Below are 20,993 nucleotides of genomic sequence, written 5' to 3'. Positions count from 1 at the left end.
TGGCGCGACCCGACCGGGCCGGGTCAGCCGTCGAGCAGCTGCTGCACGACCCGCCCGTAGCGCTCCCGCACCCCGTCCAGGTCCGCCACCGAGGCCGGCGTCTCGAACAGGCGCAGCGTCGCCGCGAGCCCGCCGAGCGCCGCGACGACGAGCTCGGCCCGCAGCCCGGCGTCGGGTCCGTCGAGGACGGCGACCATCGGCTCGACGTACCCGGCGAGGAACAGGGTGCGGACCTGCTCGGGGTCGGGCCCGGTCAGCTTCAGGTTGGCGGCGCGCACCAGGTGCTCCACCGTGTCCTGCTCCCGCCGGGCGACCACCTCGTCGACCAGCGCCCAGCCGAGTCGCTCCACCGGCACGTCGGGCAGCGGCGGCGGGGCGATGGTCGCCGACCGCCGGAACAGCTCCACCTTGCTGCCGCCGAGCTTCATCACCAGGGCGGCCGACGTGCCGGCCCGCGCGGCGATGTCGCGGATCGTGACAGCGTGGTAGGGGTGGGCGGTGAAGAGCTCGCGGGCAGCGGTGATGATCGCGTCCTGGGAGCTCATGACAGCGTGCCCGTCCGCTCCGATCCGGCCGGGGTGCCCAGCGGCGTGCCGAGCTGGAGGTCGACGCTGCGCGCGGCCTCCCACACGGCGACCGGGCGGGCGCCGATCGCCCCGTCCGGCGCGACCACGGTCAGCACGTAGCGGCCGTTGGGCGGGCGGTGCATCTCGTAGCTGCCGTCGTGCTCGGTGCGGACGGTGCCGGCGCACTCGCCCGAGGCCCGGGTGAGCACGACCAGGGCGTCGCCGACGGGGTCGCCCTCGGCGTCCAGCACCAGGCCGCGCAGCCGCAGCCGCTTGCGCAGCACGATCGGGGGCATCGGCTGGGCGCTGTCGAGGTGCATCACCCGTGAACGGGGCTGCCAGCCGTCGGCGCTGGTGACGACGAGGTAGTCGTCCGGCGCGGGGATCGCGGCGTTGAACCAGCCCTCGGAGTCGGCCTGGCCCCAGTCGATCGACTCCCCGGCGGGCGAGAGCACGCTGACGACCGCGTTGCGGATGGGGCGGGCCTCGGAGTCCACCACCCGTCCGCGCACCACCTGCACGCGCTGGCCCGCTCCGGAGGTCGCCGGCCGGTCGGCCCCCTCGGCGTAGTCGTCCATCCGCAGCGTGGGCAGCGCGACTGCGGCCGCGCCGAGAGAGCAACCGGCGGCCAGCCACACCAGCAGGTGCAGCGCCTGCGTGGAGGCGACGACCTGGCCGGCCACGGTCACCGTCAGGGCCGTCGTGGCGGCCGCCGTCGCCGCGCTCGCGGTGGAGGTGCCGAGCGAGCGCATCAGCACGTTGAGGCCGTTGGCCGACGCGGTCTCGGTCACCGGCACGGCCCGCATCAGCAGCGTCGGGAGTGCGCCGTACGCCATCGCGGTCCCGGAGCCCACCACGACCGAGCCGATGACGACCTCAGCGAGGGTGCCGTCGAAGTGCAGGCGGCCGAGGTAGGCCACGCCCATCAGCAGCGTGCCGCTGATCAGCGTCCACTGCGGGCCGACCCGGCGGGTGAGGGCGGCGGAGACCGGCGCCATCAGCCCGAAGGCCGCGGCGTTCGGGACCATCCACAGCCCGGTCTCGAGCGTCGAGAGGCCCAGCCCGTAGCCAGTGCCGGGGTCGTTCTGGAGGTACTGCGTCGTCACCAGCATGTTCGCGAACATCGCGAAGCCGGCGAGGACCGAGGTCGCGTTGACCAGCAGCACCGCCCTCCGGGCCGCGACCCGGAGGTCGACCAACGGGCTGGGCGTGCGCAGCTCCAGCGGTGCCCAGAGCGCGAGGACAGCGAGCCCGCCGGCGGCGAGGGCCAGCGTGGTCGGCGCGGTCCAGCCCCACTGCGCCCCCTTCGAGAGCGCGAGCAGGATCGCGGTCAGCGCGACCGTCAGCAGCACGGCGCCGCGCAGGTCGAAGGCGCCGCGGGTGCGCACCGGGGACTCCGGGAGCAGGGTGAGGGCGATGACCAGGAGCACGGCGCCGACGACACCGGTCAACCAGAAGTTGGCGTGCCAGTCGAGGTGCTCGGCGATCAGGCCCGACATGGGCAGCGCAGCACCGGCGCCGATGGCGAGGGTCGCGCTCATCATGGCCACGCCCAGCGGCACCTTCTCGCGGGGCAGCTCGTCGCGCATCATCGCGATGCCGATCGGGATCAGCGCCATCCCGATGCCCTGCAGCGCCCGGGCGCCGATGAGCAGCCACACCGAGTCGCCGAGGGCGGCCACCAGCGAGCCGAGGACGGAGACGGCCAGCGCGACGGCGATCATCCGCCGCTTGCCGTACATGTCGGCCAGGCGGGAGAGCGTGGGCGTCGCGATGGCCCCGGTGAGCAGGGTCGCGGTGACCATCCACGACGCGGTGTCGGCGCTGGTGTCGAGGTAGGTCGGCAGGTTCGGCAGCAGCGGCAGGATCACCGTCTGCTGCAGGGACACCACGATGCCGCACAGGCACAGCGTGGTGAGGACGACGCCCGGGCTGCGCCGCGGGCGGGGGGTGCGCGCCGCTGGGCTCGCGGTGCTGTCGGTGCTGGCGGTGCTGGCGGACGCGGGTGCTGCCACGGCGCTGGGACGCTCCTTCCGGCCGGGGTGAACACGCGTTCACCCCCGCCGCAGTGAAGCACGTCGCCGCCCCCGGCGCCAGTCCCTGGCCGGACGCCGGTGGGTGTGCCCGGGGCGCGCGCCGTAACCTTGGTGGTGCCATGGACGCCCCGACGGTCTACCTCGACCACGCCGCGACGACACCGATGACGGACGTCGCGCTCGAGGCCATGACCGCGCACCTGCGCGAGGTGGGCAACGCCAGCTCGTTGCACGCCTCCGGCCGCCGCGCCCGGCGCGTCGTCGAGGAGTCCCGCGAGGCCGTCGCGCACGCCATCGGCTGCCGACCCGGCGAGGTCGTGTTCACCTCCGGTGGCACTGAGGCCGACAACCTCGCGGTGAAGGGACTGTTCTGGTCGCGCCGCGACGCCGACCCCGCCCGCACCCGCGTGCTGGCCAGCGCCGTCGAGCACCACGCGGTGCTCGACCCGCTCGAGTGGCTCGAGGAGCACGAAGCCGCCCAGGTCGAGCTGCTGCCCGTCGACGAGCTCGGCCGCCTGCGCACCGACGCCCTCGCCGAGGTGCTCCAGCGCGACCCGGGCACCGTCGCGATGCTCACCGTGATGTGGGCCAACAACGAGGTCGGCACGCTCCAGCCGATCGACGAGGTCGTCCGGATCGCCGGCGCGCACGGCGTCCCCGTGCACACCGACGCGGTCCAGGCCGTGGGCGCCGTCCCGGTCGACTTCGCCGGGAGCGGCGTGGACGCGCTGTCCATCTCCGGGCACAAGGTCGGCGGCCCCCAGGGCGTCGGCGCCCTCGTCGTACGACGAGAGGTGGACCTGACCGCACTGCTGCACGGCGGCGGGCAGGAGCGCGACGTGCGCAGCGGCACCCTCGACGTGCCCGCCATCGCCGGGTTCGCCGCCGCGGTCGAGGTCGCGGTCAAGCAGCAGGCCGACCTCGCCGTGCGCCTGCAGACCCTGCGCGAGCGGCTGGTCGAGGGGGTGCGCCGCGAGGTGCCGGACGTCGTCCTCAACGGCGACCCGGTCGACCGGCTGCCGGGCAACGTGCACCTGAGCTTCCCCGGGTGCGAGGGCGACTCGCTGCTGATGCTGCTCGACGCCCGCGGCATCGAGTGCTCGACCGGCTCGGCCTGCTCGGCCGGTGTGCCGCAGCCCTCGCACGTCCTGCTCGCGATGGGTCGTGACGCCGCGGAGGCACGCAGCTCGCTGCGGTTCAGCCTCGGCCACACCAGCACCGAGGCCGACGTCGACGCGGTGGTCGCCGCCATCGCCCCGTGCGTGGAGCGGGCCCGTGCGGCCCGCGCCTGACCCGGGGGAGCGCCCGTGAAGGTCGTCGCCGCGATGTCCGGGGGAGTGGACTCCGCCGTCGCCGCCGCCCGCGCCGCCGAGGCCGGGCACGAGGTGATCGGCATCCACCTCGCGCTCTCCCGCAACCCGAAGTCCTACCGCTCCGGGGCTCGCGGCTGCTGCACGATCGAGGACGCCAACGACGCGCGTCGTGCCGCGGACGTCATCGGCATCCCGTTCTACGTCTGGGACCTGTCCGACCGCTTCCACACCGACGTGGTCGAGGACTTCATGGACACCTACGCCGCCGGGCAGACGCCGAACCCCTGCCTGCGCTGCAACGAGAAGATCAAGTTCGCCGCCGTCCTCGACCGGGCCCTGGCGCTGGGGTTCGACGCCGTCGCCACCGGCCACTACGCCACCGTGCGCACCGCGGCGGACGGCAGCATCGAGCTGCACCGGGCGGTCGACGGGGCCAAGGACCAGTCGTACGTGCTCGGCGTGCTCGACGAGCAGCAGCTGCGGCACTCGCTGTTCCCGCTCGGCGACACCACCAAGGACAAGGTCCGCGAGGAAGCGGCCGAGCGCGGTCTCCTCGTCGCCGACAAGCCCGACAGCCACGACATCTGCTTCGTCGCCGACGGCGACAACACCGGCTGGCTGCGGGAGAAGCTCGGCGACCGGGCGCCCAACCAGGGCGGCGAGATCCGCGACGAGGAGACCGGCGAGGTGCTCGGACACCACACCGGCACCTACGGCTTCACCATCGGCCAGCGCCGCGGCCTGCGCCTGGGCCGACCGGCCCCGGACGGTCGCCCGCGCTACGTCCTCGACATCGAGCCGGTCAGCGGCACCGTCACCGTGGGGCCCCGCGAGCGCCTCGCCGTGGAGCGGATCACCGGCGACCGGCTGCGCTGGTGCGGCACGCCGCTGCCGACAGGCAGCGTCCTCGACGGGCCTGACGTGACCGTCCAGCTGCGCGCCCACGGTGCCGAGCACCGCGCCGTCGTCCAGGTGGGGGAGGACCGCCTCGACGTACGGCTGCTCGACCACGCCCACGGCATCGCGCCCGGCCAGGCCGTCGTCGTGTACGACGGGACGCGGGTCGTCGGCTCGGCCACCATCACCGTCGCGGAGCGGGTCCCGGCATGACGGTCCTGGCCAGCGGGGTCGGCTCGTTCCCGGGCGACTCCCAGCACGACTTCGACGAGGCGCTGGCCGTCGTCCTCGGCGAGCTCGCGACCGGCGACGGGCTCCCGTTCCTGCCCGAGGTGCCCGGCCGCGGGGCGATCGCCGACCTGACCGGCCGCACCCTCGGCCTCGTCGGCGAGCTCGACGCCGACCTGCAGCCGGGTGGGTGGCGGCTGACCGGCACGTCCGGGGCACCGGCGGTCGACCAGCGGCGCGCCCGCAGCCTCGTCCACCAGGACCTCGACAGCCTCGAGGAGCGGATGGCCGCCTACGCCGGGCCGGTGAAGGTGCAGGTCGCCGGCCCCTGGACGCTGGCCGCGACCGTCGAGCGCCCGCGCGGCGACAAGCTGCTCGCCGACCACGGCGCCCGCCGCGACCTGGCCCAGGCGCTTGCCCTCGCCGTGGCCGAGCACGTCGCCGACGTCCGGCGCCGGGTCCCGGGAGCCACCGGCGTCGTGCTCCAGCTCGACGAGCCGGCCCTGCCCGCCGTCCTCGCGGGGGCGGTGCCGACCGCCTCCGGCTTCGGCAAGCACCGCACCGTCCACCCGCCCGAGGCGAGTGAGGCACTGGAGTGGGTCCTCGGCGCCGCCGCCGACGCGGGGGCGGTGCCGTGGGTGCACTGCTGCGCGGCCGACGTGCCCGTCGGGCTCCTGCGTGGCGCGGGCGCGCGAGGCGTGATGATCGACCTCTCCCTGCTCGACGCAGCCGGCCTCGACGCCGCGGCCGAGGCGCTCGAGGCCGGTGACACGGTCGCGGTGGGCGTCGTACCGACGGCCGGCACGCTGCCTGCCGCGAAGGCCGTCGTCGAACGGGTCCTGCGCTGGCTCGACGTGCTGGGCCTGGACCCCGAGCAGGTCGGTGACCGGGTCGTCGTGACCCCGGCGTGCGGGCTCGCGGGCTCGACGCCCGCCGGCGCCCGGGCGACCGTGGAGCTGGTGCGCTCCGCAGCGCGCTCCCTGTCCTGAGCCGATCGCTCCCGGGAGGGGTCACCGGATGCCGCCCACCACGGCGGGTAATGCCCGGGGTCCCGACCAGAAGGAGTGACCCATGCCCGACCTGACCGGCAAGCGCGTCGCCATCATCGCCGGCGACTACGTCGAGGAGCCCGAGCTCGTCGGGCCTCGTGACCGGCTGCGGGAGTCAGGTGCCGAGGTGCTGGTCCTGTCCGCCGACGGCTCCTCGATCCAGGCGGCCGAGGGCGACGTGAACCCCACCCGTGAGATCGAGGTCGACGGGTCCTTCGACGACGTCGACGTCGACTCGCTTGACGCCGTGGTCGTGCCCGGCGGCACCGTGAACGCCGACCAGCTGCGCAGCGACGCCCGGGCCCAGACCATCGTGCGCACCATCGATGCCGCGGGGAAGCCGCTGGCGTCGATCTGCCACGGTCCGTGGCTGCTCGTGTCCGCCGGCCTCGTCGAGGGCCGCCGGCTCACCAGCTGGTCGAGCCTGCAGGACGACGTCCGCAACGCGGGCGGCAGCTGGGTCGACGCGGAGGTGGTCGTCGACCGCAACCTGGTGACCAGCCGCAAGCCGGACGACGTCCCCGCCTTCGTGGAGGCGCTGGAGAAGCTGCTCGGCACCGCCTGACGTCGCGCCGCAGGCCAGGACGCAACAGGGCCCGCCGGGGGATCACCCCGGCGGGCCCTGTCGTGCGTGCGACGCGGGTGGGAGGTCAGCCCACGTGCACGCCCTCGGGTGCGTCGGTCGCCAGCTCGGTGTGCTTGACGTTGAGGAACGTCCAGATCACGGCGGATGCGAGCAGCATCAGCCCGGAAGCCACGAGGAAGGCGTTCACCGCGCCCTCCGGGAACGCCGAGCCGAAGACCGCGGCCTCGAGGAAGGACAGGTCCGTGCCCGGCACGACCGCGTTCGGGTCGCCACCGCCGGCCACGATCGCGTCCGCCATCGGTCCCGCGACCTCGCGCGCCTGTTCGTTGCTGAAGTGCAGCGCGACCGTGCTCAGCGTCGCGAGGCCCAGGGCACCGCCGACCTGCTGCATCGTGTTCAGCACGCCGGAGCCGATGCCGGAGTCCTCCCTGCGGACGTGGTGGACCGCGGTGAGGGTCATCGGCACGAACGTCAGGCCCATGCCGACGGCCATCAGGACCACGAACGGGAACACGTGCGCCCAGTAGCTGATGTCGGCCCCGCCGTCACCCAGCGCGGCGAGCACCGCGTCGGGGGAGCCGTCGATCGGGATCCGCGAGAACATGAACAGCGCGGTCGCGGCCAGCAGCGTGCCGACGCCGGCGAGGTAGCGGGCGTCGATCCGGGCGACCAGGTTGGACGCCAGCCCGGCGCCGATCACGATGCCGACCGAGAACGGCAGGAACGCGAAGCCGGCCTGGAGCGGGCTGAAGCCCATGATCTGCTGGATGAACAGGCTCAGGAAGTAGAACATGGCGAACATCGCGGCGGGCGCGATCATCATGGCCGCGAAGCTGGTGGCCCGGGTGCGGTTGGCGAAGATCCGCACGGGCAGCAGCGGGTGGGCGACGCGCGTCTCGATGACGGCGAACGCCACGAGGAGCACGGCGCCGGCGACCAGCGACGTGATGGTCTGGGCGTGGTCCCAGCCGTAGGCCTCCTCGCCGGCCCGGGTGAGGCCGAAGACGATGCCGAGCAGGCCGAGCGTGCCGGTGATGGCGCCCGGGACGTCCATCTCACCGGGGTGCGACTCGGACTCCTGCAGGAACCGCGGGGCAGCGGCGGCTGCGACCAGGCCGATCGGCACGTTGATGAGGAAGGTCATCCGCCAGCCGTCGATGTCGAGGCCGACGAAGGAGTCGAGGCCGGTGAGCCAGCCGCCGAGGATGAGGCCGATCGCGGCGCCGACCCCGGACATCGTGGCGTAGGCGGCCATCGCGCGGTTGCGCGCCGGACCGGCCGGGAACGTGGTGGTGATCAGCGCGAGCGCGGCGGGGGCGGCCATCGCGGCACCGACGCCCTGCAGGGCGCGGGAGCCGAGGAGCATGGCCTCGTTGGCGGCGACGCCGCCGAGCAGGGAGGCGACCGCGAAGGTCGCCAGCCCGGCCATGAAGAGGCGGCGGCGTCCGTACAGGTCGCCGAGGCGGCCGCCGAGCAGCAGCAGGCCGCCGAAGGCCAGGGCGTAGCCGGTGACGATCCAGGTCAGGTTGGCCTGGGAGATGTCGAGGTCGGTGCCGATGTAGGGCAGCGCGATGTTGGCGATCGTGGAGTCCAGCACCACCATCAGCTGGGCGGTGAGGATCAGCACGAGCGCGAGCCCGGCGTGCTTCGGGGCGGTGACCTCCGGCTCTGCGGCGGAGGTCGTCCGCGCAGGGTCGAGCGGTTCGACGTCGGTCATGGAGGGTTTCCTTCGGGTGGGTGGGGAGGGAGGTTGCGTCAGCCGCGGGTCACGGCGGGGAGGATGACCTGGTCGACGACGCGGGCGATCAGGTCGGGGGAGGGTTCGTCGCCCAGCAGGAAGATGCGGTGGAGGACGATGCCCGGCAGGGCGGCCGCGACGAGGTCGAGGTCCACGTCGTCGCGCACCTCACCCCGCTCCCGGCCGCGTTCGTAGAGCTCGCGCACGATCGCGACCTTGGGCGCGATGAAGCGCTCGCGGAACGCGGCGGCGAACTCGGGGTCCCGGCTGATCGCGGTGATCACGCTGCCGAGGACGGCGACCTGGTGGCCGTCGGCGAGGCCGCCGGCGCTGCAGAAGGTCGCGAGCAGGTCGCTGCGCAGGCTGCCGGTGTCACCGGGCGCCTGCAACGGGGTCTTCTCCGCCATCAGCGCGTCGATGACCAGGGCGGCCTTGCTCTCCCACTTGCGGTAGAGCGTCGCCTTCGACGCCTTCGCGCTGGTCGCGACCGCGTCCATCGTGAGGCGGTCGTAGCCGACGTCCGCGAGCACGTCGAGCGCTGCGTGCAGGATCTCCTGCTCGCGGTCGCCCTCGACGCGGGGACGGCTGGACGCCTCGTGGCGGTGGAGACGGGGGACCATGACACCTCTCGGGGTCGGGAGTGGGACGACACAGATGACACAGACGAAACGGATGAAACGGAACGGTTTCGTTCCACAACGATAGTACGGAACTGTTTCGTTTCGTCAACTCGATTTCCTGCTGATGTGTTCCCGACTCTTCCGCACACCACCGACATCGGTGCCGCGCCCGGGCAGCCGAGCGCCGGGATGTCGGTGCGGACCGGCAAGATGTCCTCCATGAGCGACGCCGCCCTCCCCGCCGTCCCGCCCGAGGCCCGCGACGAGCACGCGACGATCAGCGAGGAGGTCGAGGAGGCGCGCTACCGCTACTACGTCCTCGACGACCCGACGCTCTCCGACGCCGACTTCGACCAGCGGATGCGGCGGCTCGAGGCGCTGGAGGAGGAGTTCCCCGAGCTGCGCACGCCGGACTCGCCGACGCAGAAGGTCGGCGGCGCGGTGTCCACCGAGTTCACCGCGGTCGACCACCTGCAGCGGATGGAGAGCCTCGACAACGCCTTCTCGTTCGAGGAGCTGGCGTCCTGGCACGCCCGGCTCGCGCGCGAGGGCGCGGGCGACGCGGCCCTGCTGTGCGAGCTCAAGGTCGACGGCCTGGCCATCAACATCCTCTACGAGAAGGGCCGCATGGTCCGGGCGCTGACCCGCGGCGACGGCCGCACGGGCGAGGACGTGACCCCCAACGTCAAGACGATCTCCTCGGTGCCGCACCGGCTGACCGGGACCGACGAGTTCCCGGTGCCCGACCTGGTCGAGGTGCGCGGCGAGGTGTTCCTGCCCGTCGAGGCGTTCGAGGCGCTCAACGTGACGATGACCGAGGCCGGCAAGCCCGCGTTCGCCAACCCCCGCAACGCCGCGGCGGGCTCGCTGCGGCAGAAGGACCCGCGGGTCACCGCCACCCGCGCGCTCGGCATGGTCTGCCACGGCATCGGCGCCCGGAAGGGCTTCGAGCCGAAGGCGCAGTCGCAGGCCTACCAGGCGCTCGCGGCCTGGGGCCTGCCGGTGTCCGGGCAGGTCCGGGTGGTGCCGACGCTCTCCGACGTCGAGGGCTACATCACCCACGCCGGCGAGAACCGCCACTCGATCGTGCCCTACGAGATCGACGGCGTCGTGGTGAAGGTCGACGACGTGTCCCTGCAGCGCCGGCTCGGCTCCACCAGCCGTGCCCCGCGCTGGGCGATCGCCTACAAGTACCCCCCGGAGGAGGTCAACACCGAGCTGCTCCGGATCGAGGTCAACACCGGGCGCACCGGCCGGGTGACGCCGTACGGCGTGATGAAGCCGGTCAAGGTCGCCGGGTCCACCGTGGAGATGGCGACCCTGCACAACGGCTACGAGGTCAAGCGCAAGGACGTGCGCCCCGGGGACACCGTGATCCTGCGCAAGGCCGGCGACGTCATCCCCGAGATCGTCGGCCCCGTGCTCGCGCTGCGACCCGACGGCCTGCCCGAGTGGGAGATGCCGACCGAGTGCCCCGCCTGCGGCACCGCGCTGGTGGAGCAGAAGGAGGGCGACAAGGACCGCCGCTGCCCCAACCACGAGCACTGCCCCGCCCAGGTCCGCGAGCGGGTCTTCCACGTCGCCGGTCGCGGCGCCTTCGACATCGAGGGCCTCGGCTACGAGGCGGCGGTCGCGCTGCTCGACGCCGGCGCCATCGCCAACGAGGGCGACATCTTCGACCTCACCCCGGAGAAGCTGCTGACCGCGCCGCTGTTCACCCGCGCGCCCCGCAAGGACGAGGACGGCCCGCAGCTCACCGCCAACGGCGAGAAGCTGCTGGCCAACCTCGCCGAGCGCAAGCAGGTCCCGCTGTGGCGGGTGCTGGTCGCGTTGTCGATCCGTCACGTCGGCCCGACGGCCGCCCGTGCCCTCGCCGCCGAGTTCGGCTCGATGGAGGCCATCCGCGCCGCCACCGAGGAGCAGCTCGCGGCCGCCGAGGGCGTCGGGCCCACCATCGCCGCCGCGGTCATCCAGTGGTTCGGCGTCGACTGGCACACCGAGATCGTGGACAAGTGGACCGCCGCCGGCGTCGCGATGGCCGACGAGCGCGACGAGTCGGTCCCGCGCACCCTCGAGGGCCTCACCGTCGTGGTGACCGGCTCCCTGGTCGACTTCTCCCGCGACTCGGCCAAGGAGGCGATCCTCTCCCGCGGCGGCAAGGCAGCGGGCTCGGTGTCGAAGAAGACCGACTTCGTCGTGGTCGGCGAGAACGCCGGCTCCAAGGCCGACAAGGCCGAGCAGCTCGGCGTCCCCATCCTCGACGAGGACGGCTTCAAGAAGCTGCTGGAGTCCGGGCCGGACGCCGTGTCCTGACGCCCTGCTCCGGCGCAGGGCACACTGGTCGGGTGAGGTCGCCCGCACCGGCCGTCCCGGCCGCCACCCTCGTGGCGGTCCTCGTCGCCGTGCTGCTCGCCGGGTGCTCCGGCCCGACGGACGACGCGCCGCGCCCGGACGCCTCCAGCCCCGAAGCCTCCGCGACGACGACCCCGGACGCCCCGGCGGCAGCCGAGCCCTCGTCCCCGTCGTCTCCGTCGGCCTCGGCCACGCCGGTCCCGCACCGGGTCTCGCTGCCGGCCCTGGCGCAGAAGGACTTCAACGGCGGCCGGCTGCGGCTGGGCGCCGAGGTGCTGCGGACCGCCACCCAGCGGCAGTACGAGGTGACCTACCGCAGCGGTGACCTCACCGTCTCCGGACGCCTGGCGGTCCCCGCGGGCGACGGGCCGTTCCCCGCGCTGGTGCTGGCCCACGGCTACATCGACCCCGCGGTCTACGTGAACGGGCAGGGGATGACCCGCGAGCGGGCCTGGCTCGCCGACCGCGGCTACGTGGTGCTGCACGTCGACTACCGCGGCCACGCCGCGTCCGACCCCGACCGCAGCGACGGGATGGACATGCGGATGGGCTACACCGAGGACGTCATCAACGCCGTGCACGCCCTGCGCCGCTGGCGCGGCCCGGTCGACGACGAGCGGATGGCCGTGGTCGGCCGCTCCATGGGCGGCGGGGTCGTCTACAACGCCCTGGTCGCCCAGCCCGGCCTCGTCCGCGCCGGCGTCGTCTTCGCGCCGGTGAGCTCGGACGCGGTGGACAACTTCGACCGCTGGATCCGCAACGACCCCGGCCGCGACAGCCTGTCGTCGCGCATCCTGCGCCGGTACGACGAGCCGCGGCGCAACCCGGACTTCTGGGCCGGGATCAGCGCGCGCACCTACTTCGGCGACATCACCGAGCCGGTGCTGATCCACCACGGCACCCTGGACGACAGCTGCCCCCTGCGCTGGAGCCGGCAGACGGCACGGCTGATGCGGGCCGCCGGCGTCGACGTCACGCTGCGGACCTACCCCGGCGAGGGGCACGCCTTCGGTCCGCAGTTCGAGCTGTCCATGCAGCGGACGGAGCGCTTCCTGGCGCGGCACCTCGGCTGACCCGACCCGCTGCCGAACCGGCCGCGCGACACTACGCTGGGAGGCCCGGGTCCCCGCACGAAAGGCGCGACCGTGGCACGGTTCCTCGGCGTCGGCGACACCATCGGCCCCTACCGGATCACCTGGCAGCTCGGTGCCGGCGGGATGGGTGTCGTCTACGAGGCGGTCGAGGAGGGCCTGGGCCGGCGGGTCGCGCTGAAGGTGCTCGCCGTCCAGCTCGCCGAGGAGCCGGAGTTCCGGCAGCGCTTCCTGCGCGAGGCCACGGTGCTCGCCCGCAGCGACAGCCCGCACATCATCCAGGTCTACAGCCACGGTGAGCAGGACGGGGTGCTCTACCTCGCCACCCAGTTCGTCTCCGGCGGCGACCTCGCCGCCCGCATCGCGCGCGAGGGCGTCCCGTCCGTCGACACCGCCCTCGACCTCGCCGCACAGGTGGCCTCCGCGCTCGCCGACGCCCACGCCGTCGGGGTCGTGCACCGCGACGTGAAGCCGCACAACGTGCTGCTCCGCGCCGGTCAGGACCAGGTGCACGCCTACCTCTGCGACTTCGGCATCGCCCGCGACGACGAGTCCGCGCTCACCCACAGCGGCGTCGTCGCCGGCACCTACGCCTACCTCGCCCCGGAGCGCTTCCGCGGCGAGCCCGCGACCCCGGCCAGCGACGTCTACGCCCTCGGCTGCCTGCTCTGGTTCCTGCTCACCGGGCGGCCGCCGTACGACGGAGGGCCGGTCCAGCTCGCGACGCAGCACGAGCTCGCCCCGGTCCCGCAGCTGCCCGGTGCGCCGGCGCAGCTCAACGCGTTCCTGGCCCGGGCGATGGCCAAGGACCCCGCCGCCCGCCACCCCTCCGCCGCCGCGGCCGCGGCGCACCTGCGGGCGGTCCGCGCCGCAGGAGGGTTCCCGGCCGATGGAGGAGGGCCGGCCTACCGGCCCGCTCCGTCGACCTTCGAGGTGCCGCAGGTCGCGTCGTACCCCTCGCCGCTGCCGGCACCGACCCCGGTCCAGCCCGACTGGCCGCCGCGGCGTGGGCTGCTGGTCGTCACCCTCGTCGCACTGGCAGTCCTCGTCGGCGTCGGCGGCGGCCTGGCGTGGAGCCTGCTGCGCGACGGCGACCCGGGTGAGCCGACGGCGTCCGGCAGCACCGCGTCCGACAGCCCCGGGACGGGGGAGAGCGGCTCCCGTGCAGCCGGGCCGGTCGCCGTGGCGGACGTGGACGGCGACGGCCTCGACGACACCGTGCTGCTCGACGACGGCGCCGACGAGACCGTCGTGCTGCTCTCCGACGACCGGACGTCCAGCGGGTTCGGCCAGCAGCAGACCTGGGCGGGCACCGCGTGGGGCGACGCCCTGGTCGTGCGCGGGGACTACACGGGCGACGGCCGCGCCGACGTCGCGGCGGTCCGGCCCTCCCGGGTGCGGGTGGCCGCGTCGACCGGCGGCAGCTTCGACCCCGCGACCCGGTGGGCGCGACTGGCCCTGCCGGAGGAGTTCAAGGTGGTCTCGGGGGACTTCGACGCCGACGGCCGCGACGACCTCGCCCTCGCCCGCGACGTGGACGACGGGGTGCGGGTCGACGTCGCGCTCTCGGACGGCGAGCGGTTCGCGAAGCCCGTGCGCTGGGCCCGGGTGCCCGGCGTCCGGGTCGCCGAGGTCCGGCTCGGTGCCGGCGACGCCGACGGCGACGGGAACGTCGACCTCGTCGGCGTCGTGCCGGCGGACGGCGGCGGGATCGAGGTCGGCGTGCTGCGCTCCGAGGGCGATCGGTTCGCCGCGGACGAGGAGTGGTTCCGGGCCGACTGGTCGTTGCGCGACACCCGCCCGGTGGTCGGCGACGTGGACGGCGACGGGGACGCCGACGTCGTCGCGCTGCGCGCGGTCGACGGGGGCATCGAGGTGGTCACCCTCCTCGCCGCCGACGGCGGCCTCGCCGAGTCCGGCCGGCCCCAGGTCGTCGACCTGCGCCTGGACCGGACCCGTTCGGTCGGGGCCGACACCGACGGTGACGGCCGGATGGACCTGGTCCTCGTGGACCGCGACACGGCGGAGGCCCGCCGCCTGGTGCGGCGCGGGAAGGCGTTCACCGAGGACGGCCGGGTCGAGGTCGACGCCGAGGTCGACGAGCGGGGGTCGATCCTGGTCGCCGCGGGGCGCTGAGACCGCGCTGGGCGCGCTCCGGGACGGCTCAGTGCAGCGACGCGAGCCAGTGCTCGACGGCGTCGGCGCCTGCGAGCCGGACCACCTCGAGGTCGGGGTGCGAGAGCGGGAGCGCGTCGACCCAGGCCAGGTCCGGCTCCGCAGCGGCGTCCGCCCGCATCCGGCGGACGGTCCGCCGCACGAGGCTGCGCAGCGTGCCGGGCTCGTCCGCCGACACCACGACCACCAGGTCCGCCCGGTCGAGCAGGACCGACCGGACGTCGTACGTCTCGCCGGTGGTGACCCACCCGTCGAAGGCGGCCAGCAGCTCGAGTTCCTCGCGGGAGGTGAGGTCGCCCTGGGTCACCAGCGGCACGTCGAGCGTGGCGGCGAGGCGTTCCAGGAGCGACGTCAGCAGGGGGCTCTGCCCGCCCGCCACGACGACGCGCTGCGGGAGGCGCGGCGGTGTCGGGAGGGGGAGGTGCACCCGCCGGATTCTAGGGACTGCTCCGCCACCTAGAATCGCCGGCATGTCCCAACTGTCCCGCGACGAGGTGGCCCACCTGGCCGATCTCGCCCGGATCGACCTCGACGACGCCGAGCTGGACCACCTGGCTCCCCAGCTCAACGTGATCCTGGAGGCGGTCGCCTCGATCCAGGGCGTGGCCGGCGCCGACGTCGTGCCGACCTCCCACCCGATCCCCATGACCAACGTGTTCCGCGAGGACGTCGTGGTCCCCGGGCTGACGCCGGAGCAGGCGCTGTCCGGAGCACCCGCCTCGGAGGACCAGAAGTTCTCCGTCCCGCGCATCCTGGGGGACGAGCAGTGAGCAGCTGGATCCACAAGACCGCCGCGGAGCAGGCCGACGCCCTCGCCGCCGGCGAGGTCACCTCCGTCGAGCTGGTCCAGGCCCACCTCGACCAGATCGCCGCCACCAACGACGGCCCCGACGGCCTCAACTCCTTCCTGCACGTCGACGCCGAGGGCGCCCTCGTCCAGGCGAAGGCGTCCGACGAGCGCCGGGCCGAGGGCCAGCCGCTGCACCCGCTCGACGGCGTTCCGATCGCCATCAAGGACGTGCTCGCCACGAAGGGGCTGCCCACCACCGCGGGCTCGAAGATCCTCGAGGGCTGGGTCCCGCCGTACGACGGCACCGTGACCGCGAAGATCCGCGCCGCCGGCCTGCCGATCCTCGGCAAGACCAACATGGACGAGTTCGCGATGGGCTCGGCCAACGAGAACTCCGCCTACGGCCCGGTCAGGAACCCGTGGGACCGCACCCGGATCCCCGGCGGCTCCGGTGGCGGCTCGGCTGCCGCGGTGGCCGCCTTCCAGGCGCCGCTCGCGATCGGTTCCGACACCGGCGGCTCCATCCGCCAGCCCGGCGCGATGACCGGCACCGTCGGCGTGAAGCCGACCTACGGCTCGGTGTCGCGCTACGGCGTGATCGCCCTGGCCAACTCCCTCGACCAGCTCGGCCCCTGCACCCGCACCGTGCTCGACGCGGCGCTGCTGCAGGAGCTCATCGGCGGCCACGACCCGCTGGACTCCACCTCCGTCCCCGGCAAGCTCGAGGGCCTCGTCGAGGCCGCGCGCTCCGGCGCCGCGGGTGACCTCAGCGGCGTCCGGATCGGCATCGTCACCGAGCTGCAGGGCGACGCGTGGAGCGCACCCGTCGTGGAGCGCTTCGACGAGGCGATCGAGGTCCTCAGGGGGCTCGGCGCGGAGATCACCGAGGTCAGCCTGCCGAGCTTCGTGCACGCGATGGCGGCCTACTACCTGATCCTCCCGGCCGAGTGCTCCTCGAACCTCGCCAAGTTCGACGCCATGCGCTACGGCCTGCGGGTCACTCCCGACGGCTCGCCGTCGGCCGAGGAGGTCATGCGGGTCTCCCGCGACGCCGGCTTCGGCGACGAGGTCAAGCGCCGCATCCTCATCGGCACCTACGCCCTGTCGAGTGGCTACTACGACGCCTACTACGGCCAGGCGCAGAAGATCCGCACGCTGATCATCGAGGACTTCAAGAAGGCCTTCGAGTCGGTCGACCTGCTCGTCAGCCCGACCGCGCCGACCACCGCGTGGGCGCTGGGGGAGAAGACCGACGACCCGCTGGCCAACTACCTGCAGGACCTTGCCACCATCCCGGCGAACCTCGCAGGCGTCCCCGGCATCTCCGTCCCGTCCGGCACCAGCAGCGCCGACGGCCTGCCGACCGGCATCCAGTTCCTCGCGCCGGTGCTCGAGGACGCCCGCCTCTACCGGGTCGGCGCCGCCCTCGAGGCCGCGCTGACCGAGCGGTGGGGCGGCCGGATCGTGCCCTCGTCGTACGCCCAGGAAGGTGAGTGACATGAGCACCAGGGAGCTCGTGGACTTCGACGAGGTCGTCGAGAAGTTCGATCCGGCGATGGGTCTGGAGATCCACGTCGAGCTGAACACCAACACCAAGATGTTCTGCGGTTGCCCGACGGCGTTCGGCGCGGAGCCCAACACGCAGGTCTGCCCGACCTGCCTGGGCCTGCCCGGCGCGATGCCGGTGGTCAACGGCAAGGCTGTGGAGTCGGCGATCCGCATCGGGCTGGCGCTCAACTGCGAGATCGCGGAGTGGTGCCGGTTCGCCCGGAAGAACTACTTCTACCCGGACATGCCGAAGAACTTCCAGACGTCGCAGTACGACGAGCCGATCGCCTTCGACGGCTACCTCGACGTCGACGTGGAGGGCGAGACCTTCCGCATCGGCATCGAGCGCGCCCACATGGAGGAGGACACCGGCAAGTCCACCCACGTCGGTGGCTCGGACGGCCGCATCCACGGCGCCGACTACTCGCTGGTCGACTACAACCGCGCCGGCATCCCGCTGATCGAGATCGTCACCAAGCCGATCCTCGGCACCGGCGACAAGGCCCCGCTCGTCGCGAAGGCGTACGTCGCCGCGATCCGTGACCTCATCGTCGCCCTCGGCGTCTCCGACGCCCGGATGGACCAGGGCTCGATCCGCGCCGACGTGAACCTGTCGCTGGCCCCGAAGGGCTCCGACGTCCTCGGCACCCGTTCGGAGACCAAGAACGTCAACTCGCTGCGCTCGGTCGAGCGGGCGGTGCGCTACGAGATGTCGCGGCACGCCGGCATCCTGCTCTCCGGCGGCTCGGTGCTGCAGGAGACGCGACACTTCCACGAGAACGACGGCACCACCTCCTCCGGACGCGAGAAGTCGGACGCCGAGGACTACCGCTACTTCCCGGAGCCCGACCTCGTCCCGGTCGCCCCGAGCCGCGAGTGGGTCGAGCAGCTGCGCGCCACCCTCCCGGAGAACCCGGCGAAGAAGCGGGCCCGCCTCCAGCAGGAGTGGGGCTTCAGCGACCTCGAGATGCGCGACACCGTCGGTGCCGGCGCCCTCGACCTCGTCGAGCAGACCGTCGCCGCCGGCGCCGCGCCTCAGGCCGCCCGCAAGTGGTGGCTCACCGAGCTCGCCCGTCGCGCCAACGACGCCGGCGTCGAGCTCGCGGAGCTGAGCGTCACTCCGGCGCAGGTTGCCGAGGTCCAGGCGCTCGTCGACGCGAAGACGATCAACGACAAGCTGGCCCGCCAGGTCTTCGACGGCCTGCTCGCCGGCGAGGGCACGCCCGAGGAGATCGTCGCCGCCCGCGGCCTCGCCGTCGTCTCCGACGACGGCGCCCTGTCCGCCGCCGTCGACAAGGCCATCGCCGAGAACCCCGACGTCGCCGACAAGATCCGCGACGGCAAGGTCGCCGCCGCCGGCGCCCTCATCGGCTCGGTGATGAAGGAGATGCGTGGCCAGGCCGACGCCGCCCGCGTGCGCGAGCTGATCCTGGAGAAGCTCGCCTGAGGCTGGTGGGTCGGGAATCACCGCCTGGGCGGTGATTCCCGGACTTGGTGGCTGCTGCAGCGGCCACTAGGTCCGGGAAGTGGCCAACAAGTACGGGCGTCAGTGGGTCTGACGGCCGTGTGCTGCTGGGCCTTCGTGGTTCGTCTCGGCGGCCGCGCACCGTAGCCGACCGGCCTCCGGTGTGCTGTCTGGCGCGAGCGCGTCGCCTGTCGAGCGGAAGCCGCACGGGCCTGCGAGGCGGGCTGTTCTCGGCACGGTCCGGTGAGCCGGGCCGGAGGGTTCGAGGGTCGGCGCTGGGGCGCCTCGCACCTCAACCGGCGGCGTCAGTGTTGCTTCGTGGTTGGTGTTGGCGGCCGCGCACCGTAGCCGACCGGCCCCCGGCGTCAAGGACGTCGCTGCGCTCCGCCGCTGCGCGGTCGCTTCGCGATCCTTGACCCCGGGGCCCTGCCGGTCGGCTTTCCGGCGCGGTTGCCGGCACGGACTTCGTCCGCGCCGCCGGCGCGCGGCCGCCGTCCTCGGGACGTCATACGGATCGTGGGCTCCATGCCACGATTCGCATGACGTCCCCGTGCTCTGTCTCCCGGTGGTTGAGGTGCGACGAGCGCCAGCGAGGAGCCTCGAAACCTCCGGGCCTGCGAGGCGGACTGTGGCCGGCAGAGTCCGGTGCACCGGTGCCACTGGTTTCGAGGCTCGGCGCTAGGGCGCCTCGCACCTCAACCAGCGGCAGCGGGTCTGGTGCTTCGTGGTTGGTGTCGGCGGCCGCGCACCGTAGCCGACCGGCCCCCGCCGTCAAGGAGCTCGCTTCGCTCGCCCGCTGCGCGGCGCCTTCGGCGTCCTTGACTGCGGGGCCCTGCCGGTCGGCTGGACGGCGCGGTTGCCGGCACGGACTGCGTCCGCGCCGCCGGCGCGCGGCCGCCGTCTTGGTGGGAGGTCATACGGATCGTGGGCTCAAGGCCACGGTTCGTATGACGTCTTCGGACCCAAGCCCCCGGTGGTTGAGGTGCGACGAGCGCCAGCGAGGAGCCTCGAAACCTCCGGGCCTGTCGGGCGGGCTGTGCCCGGCACAGTCCGGTGCACCGGTGCCACTGGTTTCGAGGCTCGGCGCTGGGGCGCCTCGCACCTCAACCAGCGGCAGTTGGGGCGTTGAGCATGCCGTTGACCCCGCCGTCCGGCGGGGTGTGGGGCGGGGTCAAGGTCGTTCGGGTTCGGGGGTGCTGATGGTGTCGGTGCCGACCGGGGTGACCAGGAAGTGGGCGCCGTTGGGGCTGGTCCACAGGTAGTGGCCCGGTCGCAGCACCTGGTAGCCCCAGGTGCTGTGGGTCTTGGCGCGGTGGTGGCGGCGGCGGAGGGGGACGAGGTTGCAGGGGCAGGTGGGACCGCCCTTGTTGTGCTCGATCGCGTGGTCGAGGTCGCACCTGGTGGCGGGGGTGGTGCAGCTGGGGAACCTGCAGGTGTGGTCGCGCAGCTGCACGCGGATGCGGTGGCGGTCGGGGATCTCGTAGGAGTCGACCGGCGTGCAGTCGGCCGGGTCGATGACGGGTCGGACGATGATCGTGGAGCCGGGAAGTGACAGCCACTCCCTGATCTGGCTGGCGAGGACCGGTCCACGGGTTTCCTCGCAGCGTCCGACGGGGTTGTCGCCGGTGAGGGTGGTGTCGGTGATGTGAAGGTTGAGCACGCTGCGGCGGCCGGGGGACTTGGCGATGACCTCGCCGGTGTGAACCGCCCCGGCATGTCCGGAGAGTCGATTCGTTGGAAGGATCACTCTCATGGCACGACCCAGCAGGTACCCGACCGAGCTGCGTGAGCGCGCTGTCCGCCTCGTGATCGAGGTGCGCGGCGATCACCCCTCCGAGGCCGCAGCGATCAAGTCCGTGGCCAGCAAGCTCGGCATTACCTCCCACGAGCAGCTGCGGCGCTGGGTGCGCCAGGCCGAGATCGACAGCGGTTCCCGACCGGGCAAGACCACCGAGGAGCTCGCTGAGATCAAGGCATTGAAGGCCGAGGTCGCCGAGCTGCGGCGGGCGAACGCGATCTTGAAGTCCTCGGCGGCTTTTTTCGCGGCGGAGCTCGACCGCCCCTCCCGGTACTGATCGACTACATCCGCCTGCACAAGGATGAGTTCGGGGTCGAGCCGATCTGTCGCGTGCTGTCCGAGCACGGGGTCAAGATCGCCCCATCCACCTACTACGAGAACGTCGCGCGCCAGCCGTCGAAGCGGGCGCTGCGCGACGCGGAGATCGTTGCGCTGATCGCGGCTGAGCGCGCCCGGCAGAAGCTGTTCGCGAGGTTCGGCGCCCGCAAGATGTGAGCTTGTCAAGATTCCTGTGTAAGCGATCGGTCCCTCGTGGTTGGTTTCTCTCTTACAGGTAGGGGTTGATGCGGTCGGGGTAGGCGATCGCGAGCTGGCCGAGTGCCTGCTTCCAGTTCGTCACGACCTGACCCTCGACGAGCCGCCCGGGCGCCTTGCGGTCCGCGGATGGCCTTCCGCGTTCCTTGGCCCGTTCACGGGCTCGCTTGTCCTCGATGTTGCAGATCGCCAGCCACAGCAACTTCA

Annotated in this window: 18 protein-coding genes, 1 pseudogene and 1 other annotated feature; of the genes and pseudogenes, 12 read left to right on the top strand and 7 right to left on the bottom strand. The window is 73.1% G+C overall.

Annotation, left to right across the window (positions count from 1 at the left end; genetic code table 11):
- Positions 1-23: 23 nt before the first annotated feature.
- Both NOCJ54_RS27225 and NOCJ54_RS27220 read right to left on the bottom strand, forming a co-directional pair.
- On the bottom strand, positions 24-545 hold the full coding sequence (locus NOCJ54_RS27225; RefSeq protein ID WP_051486176.1) for a TetR/AcrR family transcriptional regulator: 522 nt from the start codon (positions 543-545) through the stop codon (positions 24-26).
- Positions 542-2,581, bottom strand: a complete 2,040-nt coding sequence (locus tag NOCJ54_RS27220) for an MFS transporter (protein ID WP_051486174.1) — start codon at positions 2,579-2,581, stop codon at positions 542-544. Before NOCJ54_RS27220 ends, NOCJ54_RS27225 begins: the two co-directional genes overlap by 4 nt.
- A 140-nt stretch (positions 2,582-2,721) precedes the next feature.
- Between NOCJ54_RS27220 and NOCJ54_RS0120045 the strand changes: the two genes are divergently transcribed.
- The 4 genes from NOCJ54_RS0120045 to NOCJ54_RS0120030 all read left to right on the top strand — a co-directional run bounded on the left by NOCJ54_RS0120045 (position 2,722) and on the right by NOCJ54_RS0120030 (position 6,654).
- Entirely contained in the window at positions 2,722-3,894 is a 1,173-nt protein-coding gene (locus NOCJ54_RS0120045) for a cysteine desulfurase family protein (RefSeq protein ID WP_028656907.1), read from the top strand.
- A 15-nt stretch (positions 3,895-3,909) separates the two neighbouring features.
- Entirely contained in the window at positions 3,910-5,025 is a 1,116-nt protein-coding gene (mnmA, locus tag NOCJ54_RS0120040) for a tRNA 2-thiouridine(34) synthase MnmA (RefSeq protein WP_028656906.1), read from the top strand.
- The gene (locus tag NOCJ54_RS0120035; RefSeq protein WP_028656905.1) at positions 5,022-6,029 is read left to right on the top strand and encodes a methionine synthase; all 1,008 of its coding nucleotides are present in this window, start codon (positions 5,022-5,024) and stop codon (positions 6,027-6,029) included. The genes mnmA and NOCJ54_RS0120035 overlap by 4 nt, the downstream gene beginning before the upstream one ends.
- Before the next feature lie 82 nt (positions 6,030-6,111).
- Positions 6,112-6,654 carry a type 1 glutamine amidotransferase domain-containing protein gene (locus NOCJ54_RS0120030; RefSeq protein ID WP_028656904.1) on the top strand — a complete coding sequence of 181 codons (543 nt, stop codon included), beginning with the start codon at positions 6,112-6,114 and terminating at the stop codon, positions 6,652-6,654.
- An 85-nt stretch (positions 6,655-6,739) separates the two neighbouring features.
- Here the strand turns inward: NOCJ54_RS0120030 and NOCJ54_RS0120025 are convergent, their stop codons facing one another.
- Positions 6,740-8,392 carry an MFS transporter gene (locus NOCJ54_RS0120025; RefSeq protein WP_028656903.1) on the bottom strand — a complete coding sequence of 551 codons (1,653 nt, stop codon included), beginning with the start codon at positions 8,390-8,392 and terminating at the stop codon, positions 6,740-6,742.
- Between the two features lie 38 nt (positions 8,393-8,430).
- The gene (locus tag NOCJ54_RS0120020; protein ID WP_028656902.1) at positions 8,431-9,033 is read right to left on the bottom strand and encodes a TetR/AcrR family transcriptional regulator; all 603 of its coding nucleotides are present in this window, start codon (positions 9,031-9,033) and stop codon (positions 8,431-8,433) included.
- A gap of 219 nt (positions 9,034-9,252) precedes the next feature.
- Here NOCJ54_RS0120020 and ligA point away from each other — a divergent pair, with 219 nt between their 5' ends.
- From ligA to NOCJ54_RS28635, 3 genes are all read left to right on the top strand, one after another.
- Entirely contained in the window at positions 9,253-11,346 is a 2,094-nt protein-coding gene (gene ligA / locus NOCJ54_RS0120015) for an NAD-dependent DNA ligase LigA (protein ID WP_198020282.1), read from the top strand.
- A 32-nt stretch (positions 11,347-11,378) separates the two neighbouring features.
- A complete protein-coding gene (locus NOCJ54_RS0120010) occupies positions 11,379-12,458 on the top strand; it encodes an alpha/beta hydrolase family protein (protein WP_051486173.1) in 1,080 nt (359 codons plus the stop codon).
- A gap of 72 nt (positions 12,459-12,530) precedes the next feature.
- The gene (locus NOCJ54_RS28635; protein ID WP_051486171.1) at positions 12,531-14,612 is read left to right on the top strand and encodes a serine/threonine-protein kinase; all 2,082 of its coding nucleotides are present in this window, start codon (positions 12,531-12,533) and stop codon (positions 14,610-14,612) included.
- 28 nt (positions 14,613-14,640) lie between these two features.
- On the opposite strand, the gene NOCJ54_RS0120000 is transcribed toward NOCJ54_RS28635, so the two are convergent.
- Positions 14,641-15,078, bottom strand: coding sequence for a hypothetical protein (locus NOCJ54_RS0120000; protein WP_028656899.1), 438 nt, complete (start codon positions 15,076-15,078; stop codon positions 14,641-14,643).
- 43 nt (positions 15,079-15,121) lie between these two features.
- On the opposite strand from NOCJ54_RS0120000, the gene gatC reads away from it, so the two are divergent.
- Genes gatC through gatB form a run of 3 tightly spaced genes read left to right on the top strand, consistent with a single transcriptional unit; the run spans position 15,122 to position 18,436 of the window.
- Positions 15,122-15,421, top strand: a complete 300-nt coding sequence (gene gatC / locus NOCJ54_RS0119995) for an Asp-tRNA(Asn)/Glu-tRNA(Gln) amidotransferase subunit GatC (protein ID WP_028656898.1) — start codon at positions 15,122-15,124, stop codon at positions 15,419-15,421.
- Positions 15,418-16,938 (top strand): Asp-tRNA(Asn)/Glu-tRNA(Gln) amidotransferase subunit GatA, encoded by a 1,521-nt coding sequence (gene gatA, locus NOCJ54_RS0119990; protein ID WP_028656897.1) that lies wholly within the window; start codon positions 15,418-15,420, stop codon positions 16,936-16,938. The genes gatC and gatA overlap by 4 nt, the downstream gene beginning before the upstream one ends.
- Position 16,939: 1 nt before the next feature.
- Positions 16,940-18,436, top strand: coding sequence for an Asp-tRNA(Asn)/Glu-tRNA(Gln) amidotransferase subunit GatB (gatB, locus tag NOCJ54_RS0119985; protein ID WP_028656896.1), 1,497 nt, complete (start codon positions 16,940-16,942; stop codon positions 18,434-18,436).
- A 1,189-nt stretch (positions 18,437-19,625) separates the two neighbouring features.
- On the opposite strand, the gene NOCJ54_RS28630 is transcribed toward gatB, so the two are convergent.
- Positions 19,626-20,207 (bottom strand): HNH endonuclease signature motif containing protein, encoded by a 582-nt coding sequence (locus tag NOCJ54_RS28630; protein WP_157514980.1) that lies wholly within the window; start codon positions 20,205-20,207, stop codon positions 19,626-19,628.
- Here NOCJ54_RS28630 and NOCJ54_RS0119975 point away from each other — a divergent pair.
- Positions 20,206-20,529: a transposase gene (locus NOCJ54_RS0119975; RefSeq protein WP_028656894.1), complete on the top strand. Its 324-nt coding sequence runs from the start codon at positions 20,206-20,208 to the stop codon at positions 20,527-20,529. The genes NOCJ54_RS28630 and NOCJ54_RS0119975 overlap by 2 nt on opposite strands.
- Positions 20,487-20,615 (top strand) — a sequence feature (AL1L pseudoknot). It overlaps the preceding gene by 43 nt.
- Positions 20,583-20,747: a hypothetical protein gene (locus NOCJ54_RS29595; RefSeq protein ID WP_157514979.1), complete on the top strand. Its 165-nt coding sequence runs from the start codon at positions 20,583-20,585 to the stop codon at positions 20,745-20,747. It overlaps the preceding feature by 33 nt.
- Positions 20,748-20,799: 52 nt before the next feature.
- On the opposite strand, the pseudogene NOCJ54_RS27200 reads toward NOCJ54_RS29595, so the two are convergent.
- A pseudogene (locus NOCJ54_RS27200) lies at positions 20,800-20,993 on the bottom strand (IS256 family transposase); the annotation flags it as partial.

It is taken from the genome of Nocardioides sp. J54 (assembly GCF_000519005.1).
GTDB lineage: Bacteria > Actinomycetota > Actinomycetes > Propionibacteriales > Nocardioidaceae > Nocardioides.
The sequence above is the reverse complement of the archived record's forward strand: the minus strand, read 5'-3'. Positions and strand labels throughout refer to the sequence as shown.

Coding starts and splice junctions, on each gene's coding strand:
- NOCJ54_RS27225 (WP_051486176.1), bottom strand. CDS start 545: ATGAGCTCCCAGGACGCGATCATCACCGCTGCCCGCGAGCTCTTCACC.
- NOCJ54_RS0120045 (WP_028656907.1), top strand. CDS start 2,722: ATGGACGCCCCGACGGTCTACCTCGACCACGCCGCGACGACACCGATG.
- NOCJ54_RS0120035 (WP_028656905.1), top strand. CDS start 5,022: ATGACGGTCCTGGCCAGCGGGGTCGGCTCGTTCCCGGGCGACTCCCAG.
- NOCJ54_RS0120030 (WP_028656904.1), top strand. CDS start 6,112: ATGCCCGACCTGACCGGCAAGCGCGTCGCCATCATCGCCGGCGACTAC.
- NOCJ54_RS0120025 (WP_028656903.1), bottom strand. CDS start 8,392: ATGACCGACGTCGAACCGCTCGACCCTGCGCGGACGACCTCCGCCGCA.
- NOCJ54_RS0120020 (WP_028656902.1), bottom strand. CDS start 9,033: ATGGTCCCCCGTCTCCACCGCCACGAGGCGTCCAGCCGTCCCCGCGTC.
- ligA (WP_198020282.1), top strand. CDS start 9,253: ATGAGCGACGCCGCCCTCCCCGCCGTCCCGCCCGAGGCCCGCGACGAG.
- gatC (WP_028656898.1), top strand. CDS start 15,122: ATGTCCCAACTGTCCCGCGACGAGGTGGCCCACCTGGCCGATCTCGCC.
- gatB (WP_028656896.1), top strand. CDS start 16,940: ATGAGCACCAGGGAGCTCGTGGACTTCGACGAGGTCGTCGAGAAGTTC.
- NOCJ54_RS0119975 (WP_028656894.1), top strand. CDS start 20,206: ATGGCACGACCCAGCAGGTACCCGACCGAGCTGCGTGAGCGCGCTGTC.
- NOCJ54_RS28630 (WP_157514980.1), bottom strand. CDS start 20,207: ATGAGAGTGATCCTTCCAACGAATCGACTCTCCGGACATGCCGGGGCG.